At 64.3% G+C, this 21,266-nt stretch carries 19 protein-coding genes; 3 read left to right on the top strand and 16 right to left on the bottom strand.

The genetic code is table 11. The features are described 5' to 3' along the window. The first annotated feature begins 96 nt into the window (after positions 1 to 96). Both NK8_RS17605 and NK8_RS17600 read left to right on the top strand, forming a co-directional pair. A complete protein-coding gene (locus NK8_RS17605) occupies positions 97 to 1,386 on the top strand; it encodes a hypothetical protein (protein ID WP_213230262.1) in 1,290 nt (429 codons plus the stop codon). Positions 1,387 to 1,586: 200 nt separating this feature from the next. Continuing rightward, positions 1,587 to 3,950, top strand: coding sequence for a phosphoketolase (locus NK8_RS17600; RefSeq protein WP_213230399.1), 2,364 nt, complete (start codon positions 1,587 to 1,589; stop codon positions 3,948 to 3,950). Between the two features lie 77 nt (positions 3,951 to 4,027). Here NK8_RS17600 and NK8_RS17595 read toward each other — a convergent pair whose 3' ends face one another. From NK8_RS17595 to NK8_RS17560, 8 genes are all read right to left on the bottom strand, one after another. Next, positions 4,028 to 5,365 carry an MFS transporter gene (locus tag NK8_RS17595; protein WP_162067382.1) on the bottom strand — a complete coding sequence of 446 codons (1,338 nt, stop codon included), beginning with the start codon at positions 5,363 to 5,365 and terminating at the stop codon, positions 4,028 to 4,030. Positions 5,366 to 5,398: 33 nt separating this feature from the next. After that, positions 5,399 to 6,346 (bottom strand): hydroxymethylglutaryl-CoA lyase, encoded by a 948-nt coding sequence (locus NK8_RS17590; protein ID WP_213230261.1) that lies wholly within the window; start codon positions 6,344 to 6,346, stop codon positions 5,399 to 5,401. Next, complete coding sequence (locus tag NK8_RS17585; protein ID WP_213230260.1) at positions 6,343 to 7,536, bottom strand: CaiB/BaiF CoA-transferase family protein; 1,194 nt, start codon at positions 7,534 to 7,536, stop codon at positions 6,343 to 6,345. Before NK8_RS17585 ends, NK8_RS17590 begins: the two co-directional genes overlap by 4 nt. A gap of 120 nt (positions 7,537 to 7,656) precedes the next feature. Continuing rightward, a complete protein-coding gene (locus NK8_RS17580) occupies positions 7,657 to 8,574 on the bottom strand; it encodes a LysR family transcriptional regulator (protein ID WP_213230259.1) in 918 nt (305 codons plus the stop codon). Between the two features lie 17 nt (positions 8,575 to 8,591). Continuing rightward, positions 8,592 to 8,978: a PaaI family thioesterase gene (locus NK8_RS17575; protein ID WP_162067378.1), complete on the bottom strand. Its 387-nt coding sequence runs from the start codon at positions 8,976 to 8,978 to the stop codon at positions 8,592 to 8,594. 309 nt (positions 8,979 to 9,287) lie between these two features. Beyond that, positions 9,288 to 9,479 (bottom strand): hypothetical protein, encoded by a 192-nt coding sequence (locus NK8_RS17570; RefSeq protein WP_061174709.1) that lies wholly within the window; start codon positions 9,477 to 9,479, stop codon positions 9,288 to 9,290. Between the two features lie 259 nt (positions 9,480 to 9,738). Further along, complete coding sequence (locus tag NK8_RS17565; RefSeq protein ID WP_213230258.1) at positions 9,739 to 10,911, bottom strand: FAD-binding oxidoreductase; 1,173 nt, start codon at positions 10,909 to 10,911, stop codon at positions 9,739 to 9,741. A 7-nt stretch (positions 10,912 to 10,918) separates the two neighbouring features. Beyond that, positions 10,919 to 12,418: an aldehyde dehydrogenase family protein gene (locus NK8_RS17560; RefSeq protein ID WP_213230257.1), complete on the bottom strand. Its 1,500-nt coding sequence runs from the start codon at positions 12,416 to 12,418 to the stop codon at positions 10,919 to 10,921. Positions 12,419 to 12,664: 246 nt separating this feature from the next. On the opposite strand from NK8_RS17560, the gene NK8_RS17555 reads away from it, so the two are divergent. Then, positions 12,665 to 13,273 carry a helix-turn-helix domain-containing protein gene (locus NK8_RS17555; RefSeq protein ID WP_162067375.1) on the top strand — a complete coding sequence of 203 codons (609 nt, stop codon included), beginning with the start codon at positions 12,665 to 12,667 and terminating at the stop codon, positions 13,271 to 13,273. A gap of 6 nt (positions 13,274 to 13,279) precedes the next feature. On the opposite strand, the gene NK8_RS17550 is transcribed toward NK8_RS17555, so the two are convergent. The 8 genes from NK8_RS17550 to NK8_RS17515 form a co-directional block, all read right to left on the bottom strand. Next, on the bottom strand, positions 13,280 to 14,743 hold the full coding sequence (locus tag NK8_RS17550; RefSeq protein WP_213230256.1) for a cytochrome P450: 1,464 nt from the start codon (positions 14,741 to 14,743) through the stop codon (positions 13,280 to 13,282). A gap of 115 nt (positions 14,744 to 14,858) precedes the next feature. Next, positions 14,859 to 15,137, bottom strand: a complete 279-nt coding sequence (locus tag NK8_RS17545) for a type II toxin-antitoxin system RelE/ParE family toxin (protein WP_213230254.1) — start codon at positions 15,135 to 15,137, stop codon at positions 14,859 to 14,861. After that, positions 15,137 to 15,334, bottom strand: a complete 198-nt coding sequence (locus tag NK8_RS17540) for a stability determinant (RefSeq protein WP_213230252.1) — start codon at positions 15,332 to 15,334, stop codon at positions 15,137 to 15,139. The genes NK8_RS17545 and NK8_RS17540 overlap by 1 nt, the downstream gene beginning before the upstream one ends. A 98-nt stretch (positions 15,335 to 15,432) precedes the next feature. Further along, complete coding sequence (locus NK8_RS17535; RefSeq protein WP_162067371.1) at positions 15,433 to 16,242, bottom strand: IclR family transcriptional regulator; 810 nt, start codon at positions 16,240 to 16,242, stop codon at positions 15,433 to 15,435. Between the two features lie 68 nt (positions 16,243 to 16,310). Next, entirely contained in the window at positions 16,311 to 17,135 is an 825-nt protein-coding gene (locus tag NK8_RS17530) for a sugar phosphate isomerase/epimerase (RefSeq protein WP_213230250.1), read from the bottom strand. 14 nt (positions 17,136 to 17,149) lie between these two features. Next, positions 17,150 to 17,761: an NIPSNAP family protein gene (locus NK8_RS17525; protein ID WP_213230248.1), complete on the bottom strand. Its 612-nt coding sequence runs from the start codon at positions 17,759 to 17,761 to the stop codon at positions 17,150 to 17,152. Continuing rightward, complete coding sequence (locus NK8_RS17520) at positions 17,758 to 19,497, bottom strand: FAD-dependent oxidoreductase (RefSeq protein ID WP_213230246.1); 1,740 nt, start codon at positions 19,495 to 19,497, stop codon at positions 17,758 to 17,760. The genes NK8_RS17525 and NK8_RS17520 overlap by 4 nt, the downstream gene beginning before the upstream one ends. Further along, positions 19,494 to 21,266 (bottom strand): FAD-dependent oxidoreductase, encoded by a 1,773-nt coding sequence (locus NK8_RS17515; RefSeq protein WP_213230244.1) that lies wholly within the window; start codon positions 21,264 to 21,266, stop codon positions 19,494 to 19,496. Before NK8_RS17515 ends, NK8_RS17520 begins: the two co-directional genes overlap by 4 nt.

The raw sequence follows: 21,266 nt of genomic DNA, 5'->3' as shown, positions 1-21,266 counted from the left end.
GTTCCGGCGATGCTTGGAGGTTCGCCTGTCTGGACGTGCCTCCGCGCGTCGATGCGGCATCCGCCGAAGCGCAATTTCCATTCACCCGCAGATTTCATGATCGTCATCAGCCTTCTGTTCGACCGCGCGCCCGCCGCGCTCATCAACCATCGCCACTACGCGCGCGAGCACGCTTACCGGCACGTCGAGATCGACCTTTCCGATCTGTCCGGCAGCAGCAACGAAATCCGCTGGGTCTACAAGTACGAAACGCTCCTGCGCCAACTCGAACAGGCCCAATCCAACGAAATCGTGATGCTGCTGAGCGAGAACGCAGCCATTCTGCGGTCGATGCCCTTGCCCGACCTCATGGCTGGCCGCGACTGGCTCCTTACTTGCAGCGATTCCGATTTGCCGCAAACCGACGTCCTCATGTTCCGCAACACGCAGACGGTCCGTGAGAAGGTCGCGGATCTCGTCAGCCGTTGCCGTTTCGGGGTCGTGCTGCCCGAACGCGAGGGGGAACTACTGCATGCTTTCGACGCATGCCCGCAACAGCATCGCATCGGCGATGCGTACGTCGTCATTCCGGCCGCGACCAACCTCGAAAGCGTCTGGGCATCGTGGCAGGTGTTCTCCATCAGCATTCGCGACGAAAAACAGCATCGGCGGTTTCGTACGGCGCTCGTCGAGCACATCAACGAATGCCAGGTGCGCCGCCTGCCCTATCTCACGCTGACCGACACCGGCGTGCGCGAAACTGAAACGCACAACGTCTACCAGCCGCACCGGCCGATCGCGATCGTCACGCTTTATACGCCGAACATCACGCGTTACGGACGTATCGCCGAGGCCAACTTGAGGCGCTACTGCGAGCGTCAGGGCTACACGCTTTACGTTCATCGCGACATTCCGGCGCGTCTGAACGACGGCAAGACCGCCGGCAACTGGTTCAAGGCCGCGCTGCTGCGCGAATATCTGCCGAATCATCAATGGGTGTTCTGGCTCGACGCAGACGTGCTCATCAACGACATGAACCAGCGGCTCGAACCATTCACGCACGGGCGCGAAACCGTCCTCGCGCGCGACATGGGAACGTGGGACTTCAACTCCGGCATCATGGGTTTTCAGTGCAATCAGCAAAACTATGACGCGTTTGCCCGCGTGATCGATGAGTGCGCGAAGCTGGAAGACAAGTCGAATGTCTACGCGAGCCGTGGCGATCAGCACTACTTCATCCGCGCGTTCGAGGAACGGCCGGACCTGAAAGTGTCGTCATTCATCGACATCAACACGCCGTGGATCTACCGCCGTCCGGACAGCTTCATGGTCCACTATGTCGGCATGTGGCAGGACAACCGCGCGCTGCTGATGGATTACGACCTCCGCCAAAGCGCGATGGAGTGACGCACCCGGCTCATTCATCGCAGGATCGCCGATAAGATATTCCGCTGCGCGTCGCGCGCGCCCTGCAACCAAAACGCCACAAACACCTCCGATCATTGACACACGCGCGGGATTCGATCCCGCGCACGACGCTCGACCAATCCTCTCACTCGAAGGAGAAGCAATTGAACGACGACGTCACCGCCACGACCGCCCCGCCGATGCCTCTCGACCCCGATCTGCTCGCAAGGATCGATGCCTACTGGCGTGCCTGCAACTATCTCTCGGTCGGCATGATCTACCTGCGCGCGAATCCGCTGCTGCGCGAGCCGCTCCAGCCCGGGCACATCAAGCGGCGTCTGCTCGGCCATTGGGGTTCGGACCCGGGCCAGTCGTTCGTGTGGGTGCATCTGAACCGCCTGATCCGGCGCGACGATCTCAACGTGCTGTTCGTTTCCGGTCCGGGCCACGGCGCGCCCGCGACGCTCGCCAACTCCTGGCTCGAAGGCCACTATTCGGAAATCTATCCCGACCGCAGCGCCGACGAGCGCGGCATGCTCAGGCTCTTTCGCGCGTTTTCGTCGCCGGGCGGCATCGGCTCGCATTGCACGCCGGAGACGCCGGGATCGATTCACGAAGGCGGCGAGCTCGGCTATAGCCTCTCGCATGCGTTCGGCGCGGCGTTCGACAATCCTGATCTGATCGTCGCGACGGTCGTCGGCGACGGCGAGGCGGAAACCGGCCCGCTCGCCACGTCGTGGCATTCGAACAAGTTCCTCAATCCCGCGACCGACGGCGCGGTGCTGCCGATCCTCCATCTGAACGGCTACAAGATCGCCAATCCGACGATCCTCGCGCGCATTCCGCACGACGAGCTCGAAGCGCTCTTCAAGGGCTACGGCTACGCGCCGCATTTCGTCGAAGGCGACGAGCCCGAAGCGATGCACCAGCGCATGGCCGCGACGCTCGAACGCTGCATCGCCGATATCCGCGCGATTCAGGCGGACGCGCGCGCGCATCCGGACAACGTGACGCGCCCGCGCTGGCCCATGATCGTCCTGCGCACGCCGAAAGGCTGGACCGGCCCGAAGGAAGTCGATGGTCACAAGGTCGAGGATTTCTGGCGTTCACATCAGGTGCCGATCGCCGATCCCGCCAGCAACCATCGCAACCTCGCGTTGCTGGAAAAGTGGCTGCGCAGCTACCAGCCCGAAACCCTGTTCGATGAAGACGGCCGCCTGGTCGAATCGTTGCGCGCGCTCGCGCCCGAGGGCACGCGACGCATCAGCGCGAATCCGCACGCGAACGGCGGCCTGTTGCGGCAATCGCTCGACATGCCGGACATCCGCGATTACGCGTTCGAGTTCAAGCGCGCCGCGAACGTCTATCAATCGCCGACCGCGGTGCTCGCCATCTTCCTGCGCGAGGTGATCCGCCGCAACATGACGAGCTTCCGTCTCTTCGGCCCGGACGAGACCGCGAGCAACAAGCTCGATGGCGTGTACGAAGCGTCGGGCAAACGCTGGCTCGCGCAGACGCTGCCCGAAGACGCGGACGGCGGCGCGTTGTCCATCGATGGCCGCGTGATGGAGATGCTCTCCGAACACACGCTCGAAGGCTGGTTCGAAGGTTACGTGCTGACGGGCCGCCACGGCCTCTTCGCGACCTACGAAGCCTTTGTGCACGTGATCGACTCGATGTTCAACCAGCACGCGAAATGGCTCGAAAAGGCCAAGACCGAGCTGGACTGGCGCAAGCCGGTGCCGTCGATCAACCTGCTCATCACGTCGCTCGTGTGGCGGCAGGATCACAACGGCTTCACGCATCAGGACCCCGGTTTTCTCGATGTGGTCACGAACAAGAGTCCGGGCGTCGTACGCATCTATCTGCCGCCGGATGCGAACTGCCTGCTGAGCGTGGCGGACCATTGCCTGCGTTCGCGTGATTACGTCAACGTGATCGTCGCGGACAAGCAGCCGCATTTGCAGTATCTGAGCATGCGCGACGCCATCGTGCATTGCGCGAAGGGCATCGGCATCTGGGACTGGGCGTCGACCGATCAGGGCCAGGAGCCGGACGTCGTGATCGCGTGCGCGGGCGATATCGCCACGATGGAAGCGCTCGCCGCCGTCGAAATCCTCAAGGCGAACTGCGCCGATCTGAAGATCCGTTTCGTCAACGTGGTGGACCTGTTCAGGCTATTGCCGGACACCGAACATCCGCATGGGCTTTCGCATCGCGATTTCGATTCGATCTTCACGCGCGACAAGCCGGTGATCTTCAACTTCCATTCGTATGCATCGCTCGTGCACAAGCTCACCTACAACCGCACGAACCACGCGAACATGCACGTGCACGGCTATCGCGAGCGCGGCAATATCAACACGCCGTTCGAGCTCGCGATCATCAATGGCGTGGACCGCTATACGCTCGCGATCGACGTGATCGACCGGGTGCCGCGCATCGCGGGCAGCAGCGCGCACACGAAGGAATGGCTCAAGAATCAGATTATCGAGAGCGTGCGGTACGCGCATGAGGAAGGCATCGACCGCGATGAGATTCGCGAGTGGACGTGGAAGGGTTGAAGCCCGACGCATGAGGTAAAAAGCGCACGGCGGAAGAAATTCCGCCGTGCGCTTTTACATTCGAAGCAGCCGTCGCGTCAGGCCTGATGCTCCGAATGATCGCGCTGCCTGAGCGATTGCGGCAGCCCGAACAGCAACAACAGCGCACACAGCACGCTCATCGCGCCGATCGCATACAGCGCGGGCGTCGTGCTGCCCATCGTGTCGCGAATCCGGCCCACCATCACCGGGCTGACGATGCCGCCCAGTTGCCCCAGCGTGTTGATCAACGCGATGCCGCCCGCCGCGCCAGCGCCGGTCAAAAGCTTCGGCGGCAGCGCCCAGAACGCCGGGATCGATGCGATCACGCCCGCGCCCATCACGCCGAGCGCGGCGATGAGCAGCGTCGTCTGCTTGTCGAAGATGCCCGCCGCGAAGAAGCCGACCGCCGCCATCACGAGCAGCGTCGCGACGAACTTGCGACGCTCGCCCGATCGGTCCGACATGCGGCCGACCACCACCATGCAGATCGCGCCGCAGATGTACGGCACCGCCGTCAGCAGACCGATGATCGTCGGATTCTGCGTGCCCGCCGCTCGGATCAGATGCGGCGCCCAGAAGTTCAGCCCGTACGACGCGATCTGAATCAGGAAGTAGATCAGGCCGAGCATCAGAAAGCCGGGCGTCTTGATCGCGCCGAACAGCGAATGGCCCGTGTCCGTGTGCTGGCTTTGCGTCGAAATCTGGCTCTTCAGGTACGTCTTCTCCGCGCCCGTGAGCCACGTGGCGTCATCGATGCGGTCCTTCAGCACCTTCAGCACCAGCACGCCGAGCAGTATGCACGGCAGGCCGCCGAGCAGGAACAGCCAGTGCCAGCCTGCAATGCCGAACACGCCGTCCATATGGCCGAGCACTAGGCCGGAAAGCGGCGCGCCCACGAGTCCCGAGAACGCCGACGCGAGAAACAGCAGCGACGTGATGCGTCCGCGATAGCTCGCCGGAAACCACAGCGTCAGGTAGTACAGCACTCCCGGCGCGAAGCCCGCTTCCATCGCGCCGATGATGAAGCGCAGCCCGTAGAACTGCCATTCCGTCTGCACGAAGACCATCAGCGCGGTCGCGATGCCCCACGAAATCATGATGCGCGCGATCCAGCGGCGCGCGCCCACCTTGTACAGCAGCATGTTGCTCGGCACTTCGAAGATCACATAGCCGATCACGAAAAGGCTCGCGCCGAGACCGTAGGCCGTGTCGGAAAAGCCGAGCGAGCTTTGTAGCTGAAATTTCGCGAAGCTGATGTTGATGCGGTCGAAGAACGCGAAGAGATAGCACAGCATGATGAGCGGCATCAGCCGCCACGCCACCTTGCGAATAATGTCCGCGGTGTTCTGGAAAGCCTGCGGCTTGTCTGCCGTGCCTACGCTTAGATCGCTCATGGTTGTCTCCAATAATTGTTCTGGTGTCGTGGTTCAGATGGCCCGCGCGTACTCGGGCACCGGATGCAGATCGCAATTGCGTCCCGCCTTCGCGACTTGTCCCGATACTTCATGTCCGACGAGCGCGGGCAACGTGCGCGACAGCGCGATCAGCTTCTGCAGATCGACGCCCGTCGGAATGCGCATCTCGTCGCACAGGTTCACGAGGTCTTCGGTGCAGATGTTTCCCGATGCGCCCGGCGCGAACGGACAGCCGCCGAGACCGCCGAGCGCGGCGTCGAAACGGCGCGCGCCCGCGTCGTAGGCGGCGAGCACGTTGGCGAGACCGAGGCCGCGCGTGTTGTGGAAATGCAGCGTCAGGTCAGCGGATGGCACGTATTCGAGCACGCGCGCGACGAGCCTCGCGACCTGACGCGGATTCGCCATGCCGGTCGTATCGGCGAGCGTGATGCCGGCGATGCCCATCTCGCGATAGGTCCGCGCGATCGACACCACGCGATCCTCGTCGATGCGCCCTTCGAACGGACAGCCGAACGCCGTGGCGACGGTTGCGTTCAGCGAAACCCGATAGGGCGCGTCCTGAACGAGCCGCACGATATCGCCGAAACCAGCCAGCGACGACTCGCAGCTCATCCGCATGTTGGCGCCGTTGTGCGTCTGGCTCGCGGACATCACGAGGTTCAGTTCGTCGGCGCTGGCGGCGAGCGCGCGTTCGGCGCCCTTCACGTTCGGCACGAGCGCAACATAGATCACGCCCTGGCCGCGCCGGATGCCGTTGAACACCGCATCGCCGTCGCGCAGCGCGGGAATCGCCTTGGGCGATACGAACGAGCCCGCCTCGATGCGCGTGAATCCGCACGCCGAGAGGCCGTCGATCAGCGCGATCTTGTCTTCCGTCTCGACCCATTGCTTTTCGATCTGCAAGCCGTCGCGCGGCGCGACTTCCTGAACGATCAGCGCTTCGCTGTATGCGTCATTCATTGCACGGCTCCTTCGGCGCGCAGCCGTTGCACGTCATCGGCGTTAAAGCCGAGGGATTCCAGCACCGCTTGCGTGTGCTCGCCGAGCGCCGGACCTTGCCAGCGCACTTCGCCGGGCGTATCGGAGAGTTTCGGCACGATGCCCGGCATCTTTACCGTCGCGCCGCCCGGCAAATCCGCCCGCAGCAGCATGTCGCGCGCTTGATAGTGCGCATCGTCGACGATGTCCGCGACCGAGTAGATGCGCCCCGCAGGCACTTCCTCGCGCTCGAGAATCGCGAGCACGTCGTCCATCGCGTGATGCGAAGTCCATGCGGTGATCGCTTCGTCGAGCATCGCGCTCTGCTTCACGCGGCCGTCGTTGTGGGCGAGCGCGGGATCGTCGGCGAGATCGGCGCGGCCGATCAGGTTCATCAGGCGTTTGTAGATCGGGTCGCTATTGCCCGCGATCACGACGAAACCGCCGTCTTCCGTGCGATACGTGTTCGATGGCGCGATGCCCGGCAGCGCCCCGCCGCTGCGCTCGCGCACGTGACCGAGCAGGTCGTATTCGGGCACGAGGCTTTCCATCAGATTGAAGACGCTTTCGACGAGCGACACGTCGACCACCTGGCCATCGCCCTGTCCGGTCTTCACGCGCAACACCGACATCAGCGCACCGATCACGCCATGCAGCGACGCCAGCGAATCGCCGAGACTCACGCCGACGCGCGCGGGCAGTCCTTCGGCGTCGCCGGTCGTGTAGCGGATGCCGCCCATCGCCTCGCCGATCGCGCCGAAGCCCGGACGATCGCGGTACGGGCCGGTCTGACCGTAACCGGAGATGCGGACCATCGTGAGCTTCGGATTGATCGCGTGCAGCACGTCCCAGCCGAGGCCGAGCTTTTCGAGCGCGCCGGGGCGCATGTTTTCGATGACGATGTCGGCGTCTGCGGCGAGACGCTTGATGACATCCGCGCCTTCGGGGGACTTGAGGTTCACGCAGACCGACTTCTTGTTGCGCGATTGCAGATACCACCAGAGCGAGGTGCCCTCGTGGAGCTTGCGCCATTTGCGCAACGGGTCGCCGCCGTTGGGCGTTTCGATCTTGATGACTTCCGCGCCGAACTCGGCCAGCATGCGCGCGGCGAAAGGCGCGGCGATGAGGGTGCCGATTTCGATCACGCGAATGCCCTGAAGGGGTCCGCTCATGTTGCTTGTCTCCGTCTGAATATCGTGGAAACAAGCTTATTGGCGAACGCTGGGGTGCGTCCAACCGCATTTCGGCAAGGATCGTTCGTGAAACGCGAACGCTCGTCGCACTGCTGAAAGCTAGGTGCGCGCTTCGATGGTCCGCAGATGATCGAACAACAGCCGGCTCACGGGCGAAAGCGCGCCCGAATCGCGCACCACGATCACGAGACTGCGCGCGGCCCATTCCTCATCGAGCGGCACGGCGGCAAGGCCCAACTGACGCCCCATCGCCTCGAACACCTGCTGCGGCAGCACTCCGACCCCCATCCCCGCCTGCACCATCCGGCAAACGGCATCGAATCCCGGCACATGGATGCGCAGCCGCAGCGCCCGCCCCGCCTGCCGCGCCGCGAGATGCGTACGCATGTTGATCGAGCTCGCCGAATGCAGACCGATATGATCGAATTCGAGCGTGTCCGCGAACGCCACACTGTCGCGATGCGCGAGCGGATGATCGCCCGGCGTCACGATGCAAAGCCGGTCGTGCCGATAGTGCGCAGTTTCGAGACCGCGCGTATCGGCATCGCCGGAGCAGATGCCGAGATCGACGAGACTGTCGGCCACGCCCTCCACGATGCCGCCGCTCGGCCGCTCCTCCAGATCGATCTTGATCAGATCGTGCACGGAGAGAAACGCGCGCAGGTCTTCCGGCAGGAATTCGACGATCGCCGACAGGTTCGCCATCATTCGCACATAGCCGCGCACGCCGCTCGCATGCTCCGCCAGTTCGATGCCGATGTTCTCGACGTCGCGCAACACGCGCCGCGCGTGATGCAGCAGCGTTTCGCCGGCCGGCGTCAAAGCCATGCCGCGCGCCTTGCGCTCGAACAGCACCGCGCCCACCGCCTGCTCCAGTTCGAGGAGCCGCTTGCTGGCCGCCGATACTGCGATCGCTTCGCGTTCCGCCGCGCGCGTCAGCGTGCCTTCCTCGAACACGGCGAGAAAGAGCTGCAGCGTCGTGAGATCGAGCCGTCTGAGGAGATTTCGCGTAGCCATCGTCGGGCGTGCCGCGCTCAGCGCGCGTACTTGAAGGTGCCCTGCGCGCTCGCGATCATCACGCGATCGTCGACCCACGCCTCGCCGCGCGCGAAGTATACGGAGCGTCCCTGCCGCTCCAGAAAACCTTTCGCGACGACCTTGTCGCCGATGCCGCGATCGAGATAGTTCACGGTGAGCGAGAGCGTGAAGCCGTGCACGGGCGTCGCGCCCGTCGTGAAAAGGCCCGCGTAGCCGCAGGCCGCGTCCAGCAGCGTGGCGATCGCGCCGCCTTGCAGGATGCGCTGGCGGTTGAGGTGCCCCGCGTGGATCGGCATCAGGAATTCGGCATAGCCCGCGCGCCATTCCGTGAAGGTCGCGCCGAGCGCTTCGAGAAACGGATTGTCCAGATCCAGATTCGCCACCTTTGCTCCTGATTTGCCTGCGTCAGCGAGCGATTGTGCCATCGGCGGGCGCGCGCCGCCGAGACGAGCAAAGACTGCGAAGCGCGCCACGCATGAAAAAACCCGCGCAGGGCGGGCTTGTTTTGCGGAATGCCGATTAACAACGCATTTCCGTTTGATAACGCACACAACATTTACAATGCCGATCCAAATCAACCGGCATTACGCGTTTCATGAAGTCTCGTCATGAATCGCGTAATGCGTATCCTGGTACGCGTTTTAAGTGCGCCGCGACAAACCGTGTCACGCGCGCAACACTACGTTAGTGCGTCAGTTATATCCGCGAATTACACAGGAGTTTTTTTCCTCCTCGGTTTTTCCAAAACGCCCGCAAATCTCGGCGACATATTCCGGCGCGGCGGATACCTGGCTGGAACGGTGCGATACATGCACGCTCGTGTCCGGCGGGATTTCACCGTCGTCGATCCAGGCGTAGAAGTGCGCGCTCGTACTGGCTTCCATGTTCGTCTCCTATCGGTTGAAGCGCGAAAAGCGTCTGATGGTTCCAGAATGCGCCTCTTAAGGGCGGCTGGCCCTAGTGGATTACATTGATGGACGCGGCCCGATTGCATGACGATGATGATAAGAATGCCCGTTCGAAACGCAAACCGGACCGGTATCAATCCGCTCATCTGTTTAGTAGCCAAAAAAATGCCCGGTACGGAACCGGGCTGACTTAAATGATCGATTATGGATTTGCTTTGTGCGGGTCTTCTAACAGTTATACGACATTCTTTTCGATGATCGGCCGCCCTTCCAATACGCGCGTCCAGTCCAGCGGCGATAAATCCAGCGTTTCGTAACGTCCACGCAAAATCAATTCGCTCACGCCGCGCCCCGTCGCCGGACCCTGTTGCAGGCCGTGACCGCTGAATCCATTCGCGAAAATGCAATTGTCGATGTCGGGATGACAGCCGATGATCGCGTTCTGGTCGAGCACGTTGTACTCGTAATAACCTGACCAGCAGCGCTCGACCCGCAGCGCCTCGAACGCCGGCACGCGATGCGCGAGCGTCGGCCAGATCACGTCGTCGAAGAGCGCATGGTCGACTTCGTCGAGCGGCAGGTCGTCGGGATCGTGATCCGCCGATGGCGACGTGCCGCACAGATACGTGCGCCCCTCGGGCCGGAAATAGACGCCGCTCGGATCGATCAGCAACGGCGCGCGCTCGAGCTTCGCCGGCGACGACACGTTGAAGATGCTGCGCCGCCGCGCATACACCGGGATGTCGATGCCGAGCATCGCCGCGACGCTGCGCGACCATGCGCCCGCCGCGTTCACGACGACATCGCACGAATAGGTTTCGCCGTTGGCCGCGCGCACGGCCGTCGCGCGATGCGCATCGCAATCGATGCCGACCACTTCCGTCGGCACATAGCGCGCTCCGAGCGACTGCGCCTTGCGGCGCAACGCCTGCACGAGACCGTAGCCATCGAACCAGCCTTCGCCGCTTTCGCCGAACGCGCCCGCCGCGAGGTCTTCCGTGTTGAGCCACGGAAAGCGCGCGCGCAGTTGAGCGGGATCGAGCAGGCTGATGTCCGCGCCGAGTTCGCGTTGCAGCGCGTGGTTGTCGCGCAGCGTGTCCGCGCCCGCCGCGGTTGCGAGGAACAGATAGCCGCCTTCATGCAGATCGATCGACGGCCGTTCGCCATTCACTTCGAGCCGCTCGCCGATCGAACGAAGAAAGTCGATGCCGAACAGCGACATACGCACGGAAAGCGGCGTGGAGAACTGCTGCCGGATCGACGCCGCCGACAGCGCCGACGACGAACGCGCATAAGTCGGATCGCGCTCGATCACCGTCACCTGCACTGTCGGATCCGACGCGCGCAGAAAATACGCGACCGAACTGCCGATTACCCCGCCACCGACGATGACAACGCTGGATGTCACGTCACCCTCAGCTCAGATTGAAGTCGATGCCCTGCGCCAGCGGCAATTCCGACGAATAGTTGATCGTATTGGTCGCGCGGCGCATATAGGCCTTCCACGCATCCGAGCCCGATTCGCGGCCGCCGCCCGTTTCCTTCTCGCCGCCGAACGCGCCGCCGATTTCCGCCCCGCTCGGCCCGATATTCACGTTGGCGATGCCGCAGTCGCTGCCCGACGCGGACAGAAAGCGCTCCGCTTCGCGCAGGTCGGTCGTGAACGCGCACGACGACAGGCCGTGCGCGCTGGCGTTGTTCGCGGCGATGGCTTCATCGAAATCGGCGTAGCGCATCACGTAGAGGATCGGCGCGAACGTCTCCTTCAGCACCACTTCCGTTTGCGACGGCATTTCGACCAGCGCCGGGCGCACGTAGTAGCCGTTTTCATGGCCCTTCACGGCAACGCGCTCGCCGCCGGACACCTTGCCGCCCTCGCCCTTCGCCTGCTCCAGCGCGTCCTGCATGCGCGCAAAGGCCTGCACGTCGATGAGCGGGCCCATCAGCACGCCCTGCTCCAGCGGATTGCCGACGGGCACTTTCGCGTAAAGATCTTTCAGGCGCGCGACGGTTTCGTCGTAGATGCTTTCGTGCACGAACAGACGCCGCAGCGACGTGCAGCGCTGCCCCGCCGTGCCGACCGCCGAGAACAGAATGCCGCGCAGCGCGAGATCGCGATTGGCCGTCTGCGAGACGATGCCCGCGTTGTTGCCGCCGAGTTCGAGAATCGAGCGGCCGAACCGCTGCGCGACCGCGACGCCGACCTTGCGGCCCATTTCCGTGCTGCCCGTCGCGCTGACGATATCGGAGCGCTTGTCCGCGACGAGCGCCGCGCCGACATCGCGCCCGCCGATGATCACCGACGCGAGGCCCGCAGGCGCGGAACCGAATTCATCGATGACGTCGCGCAAAATGCGATCGACCGCGAGCGCGGTGAGCGGCGTTTTCTCGGAAGGCTTCCACACGACCGCATTGCCGCAGACGAGCGCGAGCGCCGCGTTCCACGACCATACCGCGACCGGGAAATTGAACGCCGAGATGATCGTGCATACGCCGTACGGATGCCACGTTTCCGCCATGCGATGGCCCGGGCGTTCGGACGCGATCGTCAGACCATACAACTGACGCGAGAGGCCGACGGCGAAATCGCAGATATCGATCATTTCCTGCACTTCGCCGAGGCCTTCCTGAAGAATCTTGCCCGCTTCGAGCGACACCAGGCGGCCGAGCGCCTCCTTCTTCTCGCGCAGCCGATTGCCGAGCAGGCGCACGAGCTCGCCACGGCGCGGCGCGGGCACGTTGCGCCACTCGGCAATCGCGGTGCGCGCGGCGCCGAGCGCGGCGTCGACATCTTCGGTGGTGTTTTGCTTTACCCGGCCGATGACTTCGCCGGTGATCGGGGATGTGACGGCCATGTCGCCGTCGGACACGAGGCTCGCGATGCCGAGGTCGGTAAGAATCGATTGTGCGTTCACGGTGATGTCCTTCGAAACGGGTTCGTTCTACGGATCGAAGTTTCTTATAAGAAACTTTCGTAAGTCTGGAGACTATACGCGCAGCCGTCGCCGGCCACAACAGTGGACGATATCGGGGTTGTCACCAATGCGTTCGTCCTTTTCCGGCGGTAGATTCGCCTTGTTTTGAGCCTGTTTTGCGATGCCGGTCCTCGGTTCGCGCGATGTTATGATCGGAAACAAAAAAGCTTCCTCCGACACTTTCCTATGTCCAGTCTCAGCACGAAACAGCCGCCCGATCAGTCCGCCGCCGATCTCGGCCGCCGGGTGAAACGCGCGCGCCTCGCGCACGATCTGACGCTCGAAACCGCGAGCCGCATGTGCGGCGTGTCGCGCTCGGCGTTGTCGAAGATCGAGAACGGGTTGATGTCGCCGACCTTCGACGTGCTGCAGAAAATCGTCCGCGGCTTGCAGATCGATCTGGCCGAGCTGTTCGGCACCGCGCCCGCGCCCAGCGCGAGCGGACGGCGCGCGCTCACGCGCCGCGACGAGGGTCAGCGGCACGCCTATCGCGGCTATCAGATGGAACTGCTCGCCACTGAACTCGCGCACAAGGCGATGCTGCCGTTTCGCATCCGCATCTCCGCACACACGCTCGACGCGTTCGATGACTGGGGCCGCCACGAAGGCGAAGAATTTCTCTACGTGATCAGCGGCAGTGTGTGCCTTTATTCGGAACTCTACGCGCCGACGCATCTGAACGCTGGCGACAGCATCTACTTCGACAGCCGCACCGGTCACGCGGCCATCTCGACGAGCGTGGAAGACGCCGAAGTGCTGTGGATGGCGACGGGCGGCGACGTGCCGGCGGCCTGAACGCGGCTATCGCAAGGCCAGGCGCATCGGCATTTCGCTCGGCACGGCGGTGAACGTGCAGATTTCGTGGATATCGGCGGGGTTCGTCGCGAGTTGCGCGGTGAAGTTGGCCGTGAGCATCGACACGACGAGCCGCATTTCGACCGCCGCCAGATGCCGCCCCGGACACACGCGCGGACCCGCGCCGAATTGCAGATAGGCGCGCGGCTCGTGCGCGCCACGCTGCGCCGTGCCTTCGGGCGGCGCAGCCTGCGCTTGCCGATGCTCGTGCAGCCATCGATCCGGATCGTAGCGTTGCGGATCGGCATAATTGTCCGGGTCCATCATCGCGGGCCGGTTCAGCATGAACATCTTCGTGCCGGCGGGCAAACGCACGTTCTGAAGCCGTACTTCCTCGAGCGGCTCGAACGACAGATACGGCGCGACAGGATGCAGACGGCTCGCTTCGGTGCAGACCGCTTCGCACAGGTCCAGTTCGCGCATTGCGGCGTAGTTCGGGCACACGGCCGAAGCGCCGAGCACGCGCCGCGCATCGGCTGCGACGCGCGTCTGCAATGCGTCGTCGGTGCCGAGAAAGAGCAGCGCCCATGCGATGCTCGTCGCCGTCGTCTCCTCGCCCGCGACGAGCATCGTCAGTACGTTGGCGGCGACTTCGTCGTCGGTGATGCCGGAGCCGGGGGCATCGCGCAGGGCGAGCATCGCTTCGAGCAGGTTGCGCGGCGGCGTTTCGCAGGCTTCGATCGCGGCTTCCTCACGCATGCGTGCCCGCGCGCGCGACATCAACTCGCGGATGTGACGATGCACATCGTTCATCGCCTCGTCGAACTTGCGGTCGCGCGGAAACTTCACGTAATGCCAGTACGCGAACGGCGCGTTCACGCGCGTCATCAGCATCGGCAGAAGCATGGCCAGTTGCTCCTGGATCAGCACGCGCTCGTTTTCCAGCGTGTTCGGATCTTCGCCGAAGGCGAGCGCGCTCGTCACGTCGACGGTGAAGCGCTTCAGATCATCGGTCATGTCGACGACGCGCCCGTTGCGCGCCGCGCGTTCCCAGCGCATGCGCAGACGTTCGGTGATCGCGGCGAGCGTCGGATAGAACGCCTTGATATGAGGAATCGAAAGCGCCTGCATCACGAGACGGCGCTGCGGCTCCCACGCGGCCCCTTCGATCGAGAAGAGTCCATTGCAACCGAATTCCTTCAGGATGTTTTCGATGGGCGCATAGCGGCGATAGCGATACGGCCGCTCGCGCATCACCGCGTGCGACAGCTCGACGTCGCTCCAGACCGTGACGGGCGTCGTCGCGAAGCGGAAAACGTAGGGCGTGCCGAGCTCGGCGGCCCAGCGTTCGAGCGTCAGATGGTGCGTGGCGGGCGGCAACTGATGCAGATTGCCGAGCAAAGGCAGACCGCGCGGCGACGGTAGGTCACCGACCTCGCGCAAAGCTGCGCCGACGGACGCTGCGTTCATGATCGGCCTCGTGAAGGCTTGATCTTTGGAGGATAGTGCAGGAGGGGCAAGCCCGGACGACTCCTGATTTCCTTGCGCCGTGAATCATGGCGCAAGGAAATCGAATCTCAGCGAATTATCTCGGATACTGCCGTCGCGCATGAACGACGCCCATGACCTGAACCCAGCCATCGACGATTTCATAGACGACGATGTAGTTGGGATGGGCGACGATCTCCCGCGTTCCCGCGACGCGCCCCGGACGAAAGAGGTAAGGATGAGTTGCGGCGGGGATGACACAGTTTTGAATCAGCTCGAAGATGTCGACGGCCGCCCATAGACTGTCTTCGGCGATGTGTTCGGTCAGTTCTTCCAGGTTGTCGAGCGCTTTCGTGGTCCAACGAATAGGCAGCATTACTTCCGCCTGTTTTCGTGCTCTCGGATTTTGGCCTGGAGCTTGTTGCGAATGCGGGCCATCGCTTCATCGTGCGGGATAAGCGGACCGGGGTTATCGCGTGCGGCCTGAATTTTTGCCCGAAACCACTTGTCATAAGCTTCCGCTTCTTCGACAGTGGCGAACTCGGACACGATGGGATCGAGCGGTGTAGGCATGTCAATGTCTCGTTTCATGATGAAAACGATGATAACGCAGGCGTTTCCACCGCGTCATCTCGGCCATTCGGCCAACTCCGTGCAGCGCTAAACGGCCTTTACGTCGCTTCCGCCACCTTCACCACCGACCGCTTGAAATAAGGCGAACTCAACGTCGCCGCCCCCATATCCGACGCCGCTTCGAGCAGCGCCGGCGCAAGCGCCTCCAGCCGCGCCTCGGGCAAGCGGCTCGTCGGTCCTGCGAGACTCACCACGCCCACGACGACACCCGTCACCGGATGATGGATCGGCGCGGCCATCGACGTCATACCGGCCTCATAAGTCTCGCTCGCGATTCCGTAGCCACGCTTGCGCGCCGCCTGCAGATCCGCGAGAAACTGCTGGATCGTCTTCGGCGCCTTCGGCCCGCCCGCGCCGGGCTTGCCGAGACCGCCCTGCTTCGACACGAGTTCGAGCGCTTCCTCGTCCGTCAGCGACGACAACCACGCCTGCCCGCTCGCCGTGCAATGCAAGGGCGGCTGACTGCCCATGTCCGGGTCGTAGCGCAACCCCGATTTCGCGCCCTGCGCCTTGCCGACGAACGTAATGTGATCGTCCTCGACGACGCCCAGCCGCGCCAGCTCGCCCGACTGCGCTGCGAGCCGGTCGAGGACCGGCTGCGACACGTCGAGCACGCCGCCCGTCGACAAATAGATGAGCGCGAGCGACACGAGTTTCAGCGCGAGCATGTACTCGCCGTGATCCTCGTCCTGACGGACATAGCCCTCGTCGATCAGCATCGCGAGCAGGCGGTGCGTGCCGCTGCGCGGAATGTTCAGCGTATCGGCGATGGCGGCGAGCTGCATGCGCCCGCCGTTTTTCGCCAGCAGCTCGATGATCGACAACGCGCGCTCAAGATTTCCTGCCATCTTTCATTCTCTGGAAGTTCCGATTCGGAATGAGAACACGATTCCACCTCGGAATTCAACTCTCTGCGTCAATGTTCGGCGTAAGTCTCCTGAACGACCGCGAGCGTCGCCTCGCGCAGCCGCTTCGCGCGCGTCAGCGCGCTGGCAGTCCTGGCCCATTCGTTCATCGGCACTTCGATCGACAACGGCAGATCGTCCGGCAACGCGCGCAGGATGCCCGCGAGATCGAGCCCGCCCTCGCCCGGAATCATGCGTTCGGCGCGCGCCTGATAAAGGAGTGTGTCGAGATCGGCGGGACGCGCGGCGGATGCGTCGCAGAACTGCACGTAGCCGAACCACTCGCGCGGCAACGCGCGCAGCGTCTCCGTCGACGAACCCGCGCGGTCGAAATGAATCGGATCGACGATCAGGCCCGTGTTCGCGCGCCCCGCCGCCGTCACGATGCGCGCGCCCTGCACGATGTCCTTCGCATCGGTCCACGGCATCGGTTCGAGCGACGGCGACAGGCCATACGGCTGCGCGATATCGCAGAGCGCCGCGAGCCGGTCCGCGGTGCGCGATTCATCAGGATCGTTGCCCGCGACGAGCACATAGCGCGCGCCCAGTTCGGCGGCGGTTTCCAGCATCGGCTCGTAATCGGCCACGTTCGTGTCGGGCTTCAGGCGCAGGATTTCGGCATCGAGCACGCCGATGCCGGTGTCCTTCAGCGCCGCGAGCGTCTCGCGCTTCAGTGACGTCGCGCCGACGATCTCGTGGCGCACTTCCGTGTCGGTCGCGGGCAACAGCCTCAGGCCGACGAAATCGTAGCCCGCCTGCGCCGCGCACTCGACCATCTGCGGGGGGGTCAGTTCGAGGACCGTCAGAGCGGACAGGGACAGCTTGCGTCGTGACATCGATTCGTCTCCGGTTAGCGCAGCGGCGAGAACGGCGCGGGCACGTAGATGGTCGATTCCATCGTCGTCAGATGGGCCGGTCCGCCCTTCGGCGGCCAGATGCCGTCCTTCACGGCTTCGGCGCGAATGCGCGAGCGTTCGTCGACGCTCTGGTACGGCCAAATGTTGAGAAAGCGCGGCACGGTGCCGTCGAGCGCGTACATCGCGCCGATGAGCGGCGAGCGCTTCGTGCGCTCCGGCACGGCGTTCTGCCACGCGTCGATCGTATGTTGCAGGCTCGCGAGCTTCGTGCCGTAGACGCGCATCTCGTAGATGCCGCCGTGCACGGCCGGTTCGATCGGCGGCAGGAACGGGAAAAGTGCGTAGCTGTTCACTTCGACATCGGTGATGAATTCGCCGCAGCCGAACGGATTGCCTTCCAGCAGCAGACGCCGGCGCTCGCCGATCAGCGCCGCTTCCGATTCGAAGCCGCGCAGCACCATCACGCGGCCGAGCGCGCCGATGTCCGAATACCAGCAGCCGAGCAGCTTCGAGCCGGCCGCGTCGCCGCTCGCCTTGATGTTCTCGAAGACCTGCGCGTTCGCGCCGATCTTCACCGTCAACGTGACTGTGTCGTACAGAGTCATTGCAGAGTCCTTGCCTGTTTGAAGTTGGAGAGATTCGTAATGCTGCTTTCGCGCGGCGGTTCAGCCAGTTCGAGACCCGCGAGATAGCCGAAGGTCATCGCGGGGCCGAGCGTGATGCCGCCGGCGGGGTAATGTCCGCCCATCATGCTCGCGCCGTCGTTGCCGACCGCGAAGAGGCCGGGAATCGGCGCGCGCGATGCGTCGAGCACGCGGGCGCGCGCATCCGTCGACAAACCGGCGAACGTGCCGAGGCTGCCAGGCACGACCTTCACCGCGTGAAACGGACCGTCGGCGATCGGCGCGAGGCACGGATTCGGCCCGTGCGATGCATCGCCCTGCACGCGGTTGTAGGGCGTCGAGCCTTTGTGGAATTGCGGATCGAAGCCGTCTTTCGCATAGGTGTTGTACGCGGCGACGGTATCGGCGAGGCCGCGCGCATCGATGCCGCATTGCTGCGCCAGCGCTTCGAGCGTCGGCGCGGATTTCAGATAGCCCGAACGTTCATAAGGCCCGAGCGGAAACGGAAACGGCTTTGCGAAGCCGAGCCCATAGCGCCGCTGAAACCGGTGATCGCAGACGAGCCACGCGCACGCTTCCTCGCCCTTCGCCGTCGTGCCGATCAGCGCGGAGATGAAGTCGTAATACGACGACGCCTCGTTGGTGAAGCGCCGGCCCGCGCGCGTCACGGCGATCACGCCCGGCTTCGCGCGCTCGATCAGATGCGGAAACGCGACCGGCGCGCCGTCGCTCTTCGGCACGAGCGATACCGGCGCCCACGCGGCGGGCGCTTCGAGCGCGGCATCGAAATGCCCGCCGGCCGCTTCGCCGAGGCGAATGCCATCGCCGGTATTGCTCTTCGGCGCTGCCGACCAGTGCGGCGTGTAGGGAAAGGTTTCAGCCTGGCGCGCCGCGTCGTGCGGATAGCCGCCGCACGCGAGCACGACGCCGCGCCGCGCGCGCACCACATGCATCACGCCGTCGATCTCGACGCGCGCGCCCGTCACGCGATCCGCCTCGCGCGTGAGCGACACCGCGCGCGCGCCGGTACGCAGATCGACGCCGCGATCCGCCGCCGACTTGAGCAAACGCGCGACGAGCGCGTTGCCGTTCACGAGATGCATCGAGCGTCGATAACGCAGCAGATGCCACGCGAACGCGGCGAAGCGCTTCGTCACGTGCCACGCCGATTTCGCGCTGCGCGTCGCGTTCAGGAAATGCGCGAGGTCCTGTCCCGACGCGATCGCCATGCCCTTGACGGTCACTTCGGCCAGCGGCGGGCGCAATTTGCCGATCAGCGGACCGAGCGCGCGCCCGTCGAACGGCATCGCGCAGACGGAGCGGCCGCCCGTCGCCGCGCCTTGCGTCGTGTGGAAATCGGGAACGCGGTTGCCGTCGATGAAGCGCATCGACGTATTGCGCTCGAAGAATTCGATCATGCGCGGACCCTGCTCGATGAGCGCATCGGCCTTCGCGGCGTCGAAGTGCGCGCCGAGTTCGCTCTTCAGATACGTGCGCGGCACGCTTTCATCTTCGACGATGCCCGCGCGCGTCGCGAGCGGATTGCGCGGAATCCACATCCAGCCGCCCGACCACGCGGTCGTGCCGCCGAACACGTCTTCCTTCTCGCAGACGAGCACGGACAAGCCCTGCGTCGCGGCCGTCACGGCCGTCGACAGACCGCCCGCGCCGGAACCCAGCACGAGGACATCGCATTCGAGAATCGGTTCGTGCTTCATCGGGCGTGCTCGGGCGTATGAAGATCGACGGGCAGCGTGAACGCTTCGTGAGATGTCTGGCCACGCGCCACCGCATGCCGCGCCGCCAGATAGCCGAACGCGAGACCCGGACCCAGCGTGATGCCCGGACCCGGATAGACGCCGCCCATCACCGACTGCATGTCGTTGCCGCAGGCGTAGAGACCGGCGATCGGCTGATCGTCGCGATCGAGCACGCGTGCATCGGTGTCGGTGACGAGGCCGGTTGCCGCGCCGATATCGCCCGGATAGAGTCGCACCGCGTAAAACGGCGCCTGGCCGATCGGACCGAGGCACTTGTTCGGGCCGGTCCAGTTGGCATCGCCGTTGGCATTCTGATAGTCGGTCGTGCCGCGCTGAAAATCCGCATCGACGCCAGTTTGCGCATAACGATTGATGCGCGCGACGCTATCGGCGAGACCGGTCTTGTCGATGCCGAGCCTGGCCGCCAGTTCGTCGAGCGTGCGGCCTTCGACGAGATAGCCATCGGCGAGGAACGGCGCGAGGCCACGGCCGCCCGGCCGCACCATGCCGAGGCCGTACTTGCGCAATCCTTCGGCATCCGTAACGAGATATGCGGGCACCGAAGGCGTCGATTCGTTCGCCCGCTGCATCGCGATGCCGAACAGGTGATATGAGGTGTTCTCGTTCAGAAAGCGCTTGCCCGTCTTATCGACGGTGATCATGCCCGGCTTGCCGCGATCCATGATGAAGTGCGGAAATACGGCAGTGGTGCCGTCGGCGCGCTTGCGCACCGAGACCGGCGCCCAGAATGCGTTCGACAGCGCGCCCTCGCCGAAACGCGCGCCCACACCCAGCGCGAGATCCTGCGCGCTGCCGGTGTGGCCGGGCGCGCCGGGGCACCAGGCCGGATCGGCGCCGGGCAACATCGCCGCGCGACGCTGCGGATGCCGATTGAAGCCGCCGCTCGCGAGAATCACGCCGCCGTTCACGCCGATGCGCCGTCGCGTGTTGACGTGGCTGAGCGTCACGGCTTCGATTCCGTTCGCGCCACGATGCAGCGCTTCGACCTTCGTGCCCGTCAGAATCGTGACGCCGCGCTGCAGCAGCGTGTACAGCAACCGTCCGATCAGCGCGTTTCCCATCACGAGCCGGGTGCCGCGCGGCGAATTCATGCGGTCGCGCGCGTGACGCGCGAGCAGTTTCATCGCGTGAGCGAACGACCCGAACGACTTCGTCATGTTGAGCAGGTGCCCTACGTCGTCACGGTCCACCATCATGCCGCCAAGCACCGTGAATTCGGGAAGCGGCGGACGGATCAGCGCGAATTCGCGGCCGAGCTTGCGGCCGTCGAACGGCAGCGGCTCGAGCGCGCGGCCACGCAACGTCGAGCCTTCGACTTCCGACAAATAATCCGGATGAAACGGCCGCGCGCGGTATTTCACATCGGAATTCGCTTCGATATGCGCGACCGCTTTCGGACCCGCATCGAGGAACGCGCGGCGCATCGCGGCGCTGCTGCGCTCGCCGACCGCGCGATTCAGAAAACCTTCGGCGTTCGCGGCGGTATCGTCGCGATTGACGCCCGCCGCGTGCATCGATCCGGGAATCCATGTCGTGCCCGCCGAAAACGCCGTCGTGCCGCCGACGTATTCGGTGGCTTCGACCAGCAACACGCGCGCGCCGTCGATCGCCGCGACGAGCGCCGCCGACATGCCCGCGCCGCCCGCGCCGACCACCACGACATCGAAAATTTCGTTCTGCCCTAGATTGTCCAGTGTCTCCACCAT

Origin of the sequence: Caballeronia sp. NK8 (genome assembly GCF_018408855.1) — a bacterium.
Classification (GTDB): domain Bacteria; phylum Pseudomonadota; class Gammaproteobacteria; order Burkholderiales; family Burkholderiaceae; genus Caballeronia.
Note: the sequence above shows the minus strand (reverse complement) of the source record. Positions and strands in the feature narration are given on the sequence as shown.

What these genes read in the sequence shown, in the direction of transcription:
- NK8_RS17605 (WP_213230262.1), top strand. Translation starts at nt 97, where the DNA reads ATGATCGTCATCAGCCTTCTGTTCGACCGCGCGCCCGCCGCGCTCATC.
- NK8_RS17600 (WP_213230399.1), top strand. Translation starts at nt 1,587, where the DNA reads ATGCCTCTCGACCCCGATCTGCTCGCAAGGATCGATGCCTACTGGCGT.
- NK8_RS17595 (WP_162067382.1), bottom strand. Translation starts at nt 5,365, where the DNA reads ATGAGCGATCTAAGCGTAGGCACGGCAGACAAGCCGCAGGCTTTCCAG.
- NK8_RS17590 (WP_213230261.1), bottom strand. Translation starts at nt 6,346, where the DNA reads ATGAATGACGCATACAGCGAAGCGCTGATCGTTCAGGAAGTCGCGCCG.
- NK8_RS17585 (WP_213230260.1), bottom strand. Translation starts at nt 7,536, where the DNA reads ATGAGCGGACCCCTTCAGGGCATTCGCGTGATCGAAATCGGCACCCTC.
- NK8_RS17580 (WP_213230259.1), bottom strand. Translation starts at nt 8,574, where the DNA reads ATGGCTACGCGAAATCTCCTCAGACGGCTCGATCTCACGACGCTGCAG.
- NK8_RS17570 (WP_061174709.1), bottom strand. Translation starts at nt 9,479, where the DNA reads ATGGAAGCCAGTACGAGCGCGCACTTCTACGCCTGGATCGACGACGGT.
- NK8_RS17555 (WP_162067375.1), top strand. Translation starts at nt 12,665, where the DNA reads ATGTCCAGTCTCAGCACGAAACAGCCGCCCGATCAGTCCGCCGCCGAT.
- NK8_RS17550 (WP_213230256.1), bottom strand. Translation starts at nt 14,743, where the DNA reads ATGAACGCAGCGTCCGTCGGCGCAGCTTTGCGCGAGGTCGGTGACCTA.
- NK8_RS17545 (WP_213230254.1), bottom strand. Translation starts at nt 15,137, where the DNA reads ATGCTGCCTATTCGTTGGACCACGAAAGCGCTCGACAACCTGGAAGAA.
- NK8_RS17540 (WP_213230252.1), bottom strand. Translation starts at nt 15,334, where the DNA reads ATGCCTACACCGCTCGATCCCATCGTGTCCGAGTTCGCCACTGTCGAA.
- NK8_RS17535 (WP_162067371.1), bottom strand. Translation starts at nt 16,242, where the DNA reads ATGGCAGGAAATCTTGAGCGCGCGTTGTCGATCATCGAGCTGCTGGCG.
- NK8_RS17530 (WP_213230250.1), bottom strand. Translation starts at nt 17,135, where the DNA reads ATGTCACGACGCAAGCTGTCCCTGTCCGCTCTGACGGTCCTCGAACTG.
- NK8_RS17525 (WP_213230248.1), bottom strand. Translation starts at nt 17,761, where the DNA reads ATGACTCTGTACGACACAGTCACGTTGACGGTGAAGATCGGCGCGAAC.
- NK8_RS17520 (WP_213230246.1), bottom strand. Translation starts at nt 19,497, where the DNA reads ATGAAGCACGAACCGATTCTCGAATGCGATGTCCTCGTGCTGGGTTCC.
- NK8_RS17515 (WP_213230244.1), bottom strand. Translation starts at nt 21,266, where the DNA reads ATGGTGGAGACACTGGACAATCTAGGGCAGAACGAAATTTTCGATGTC.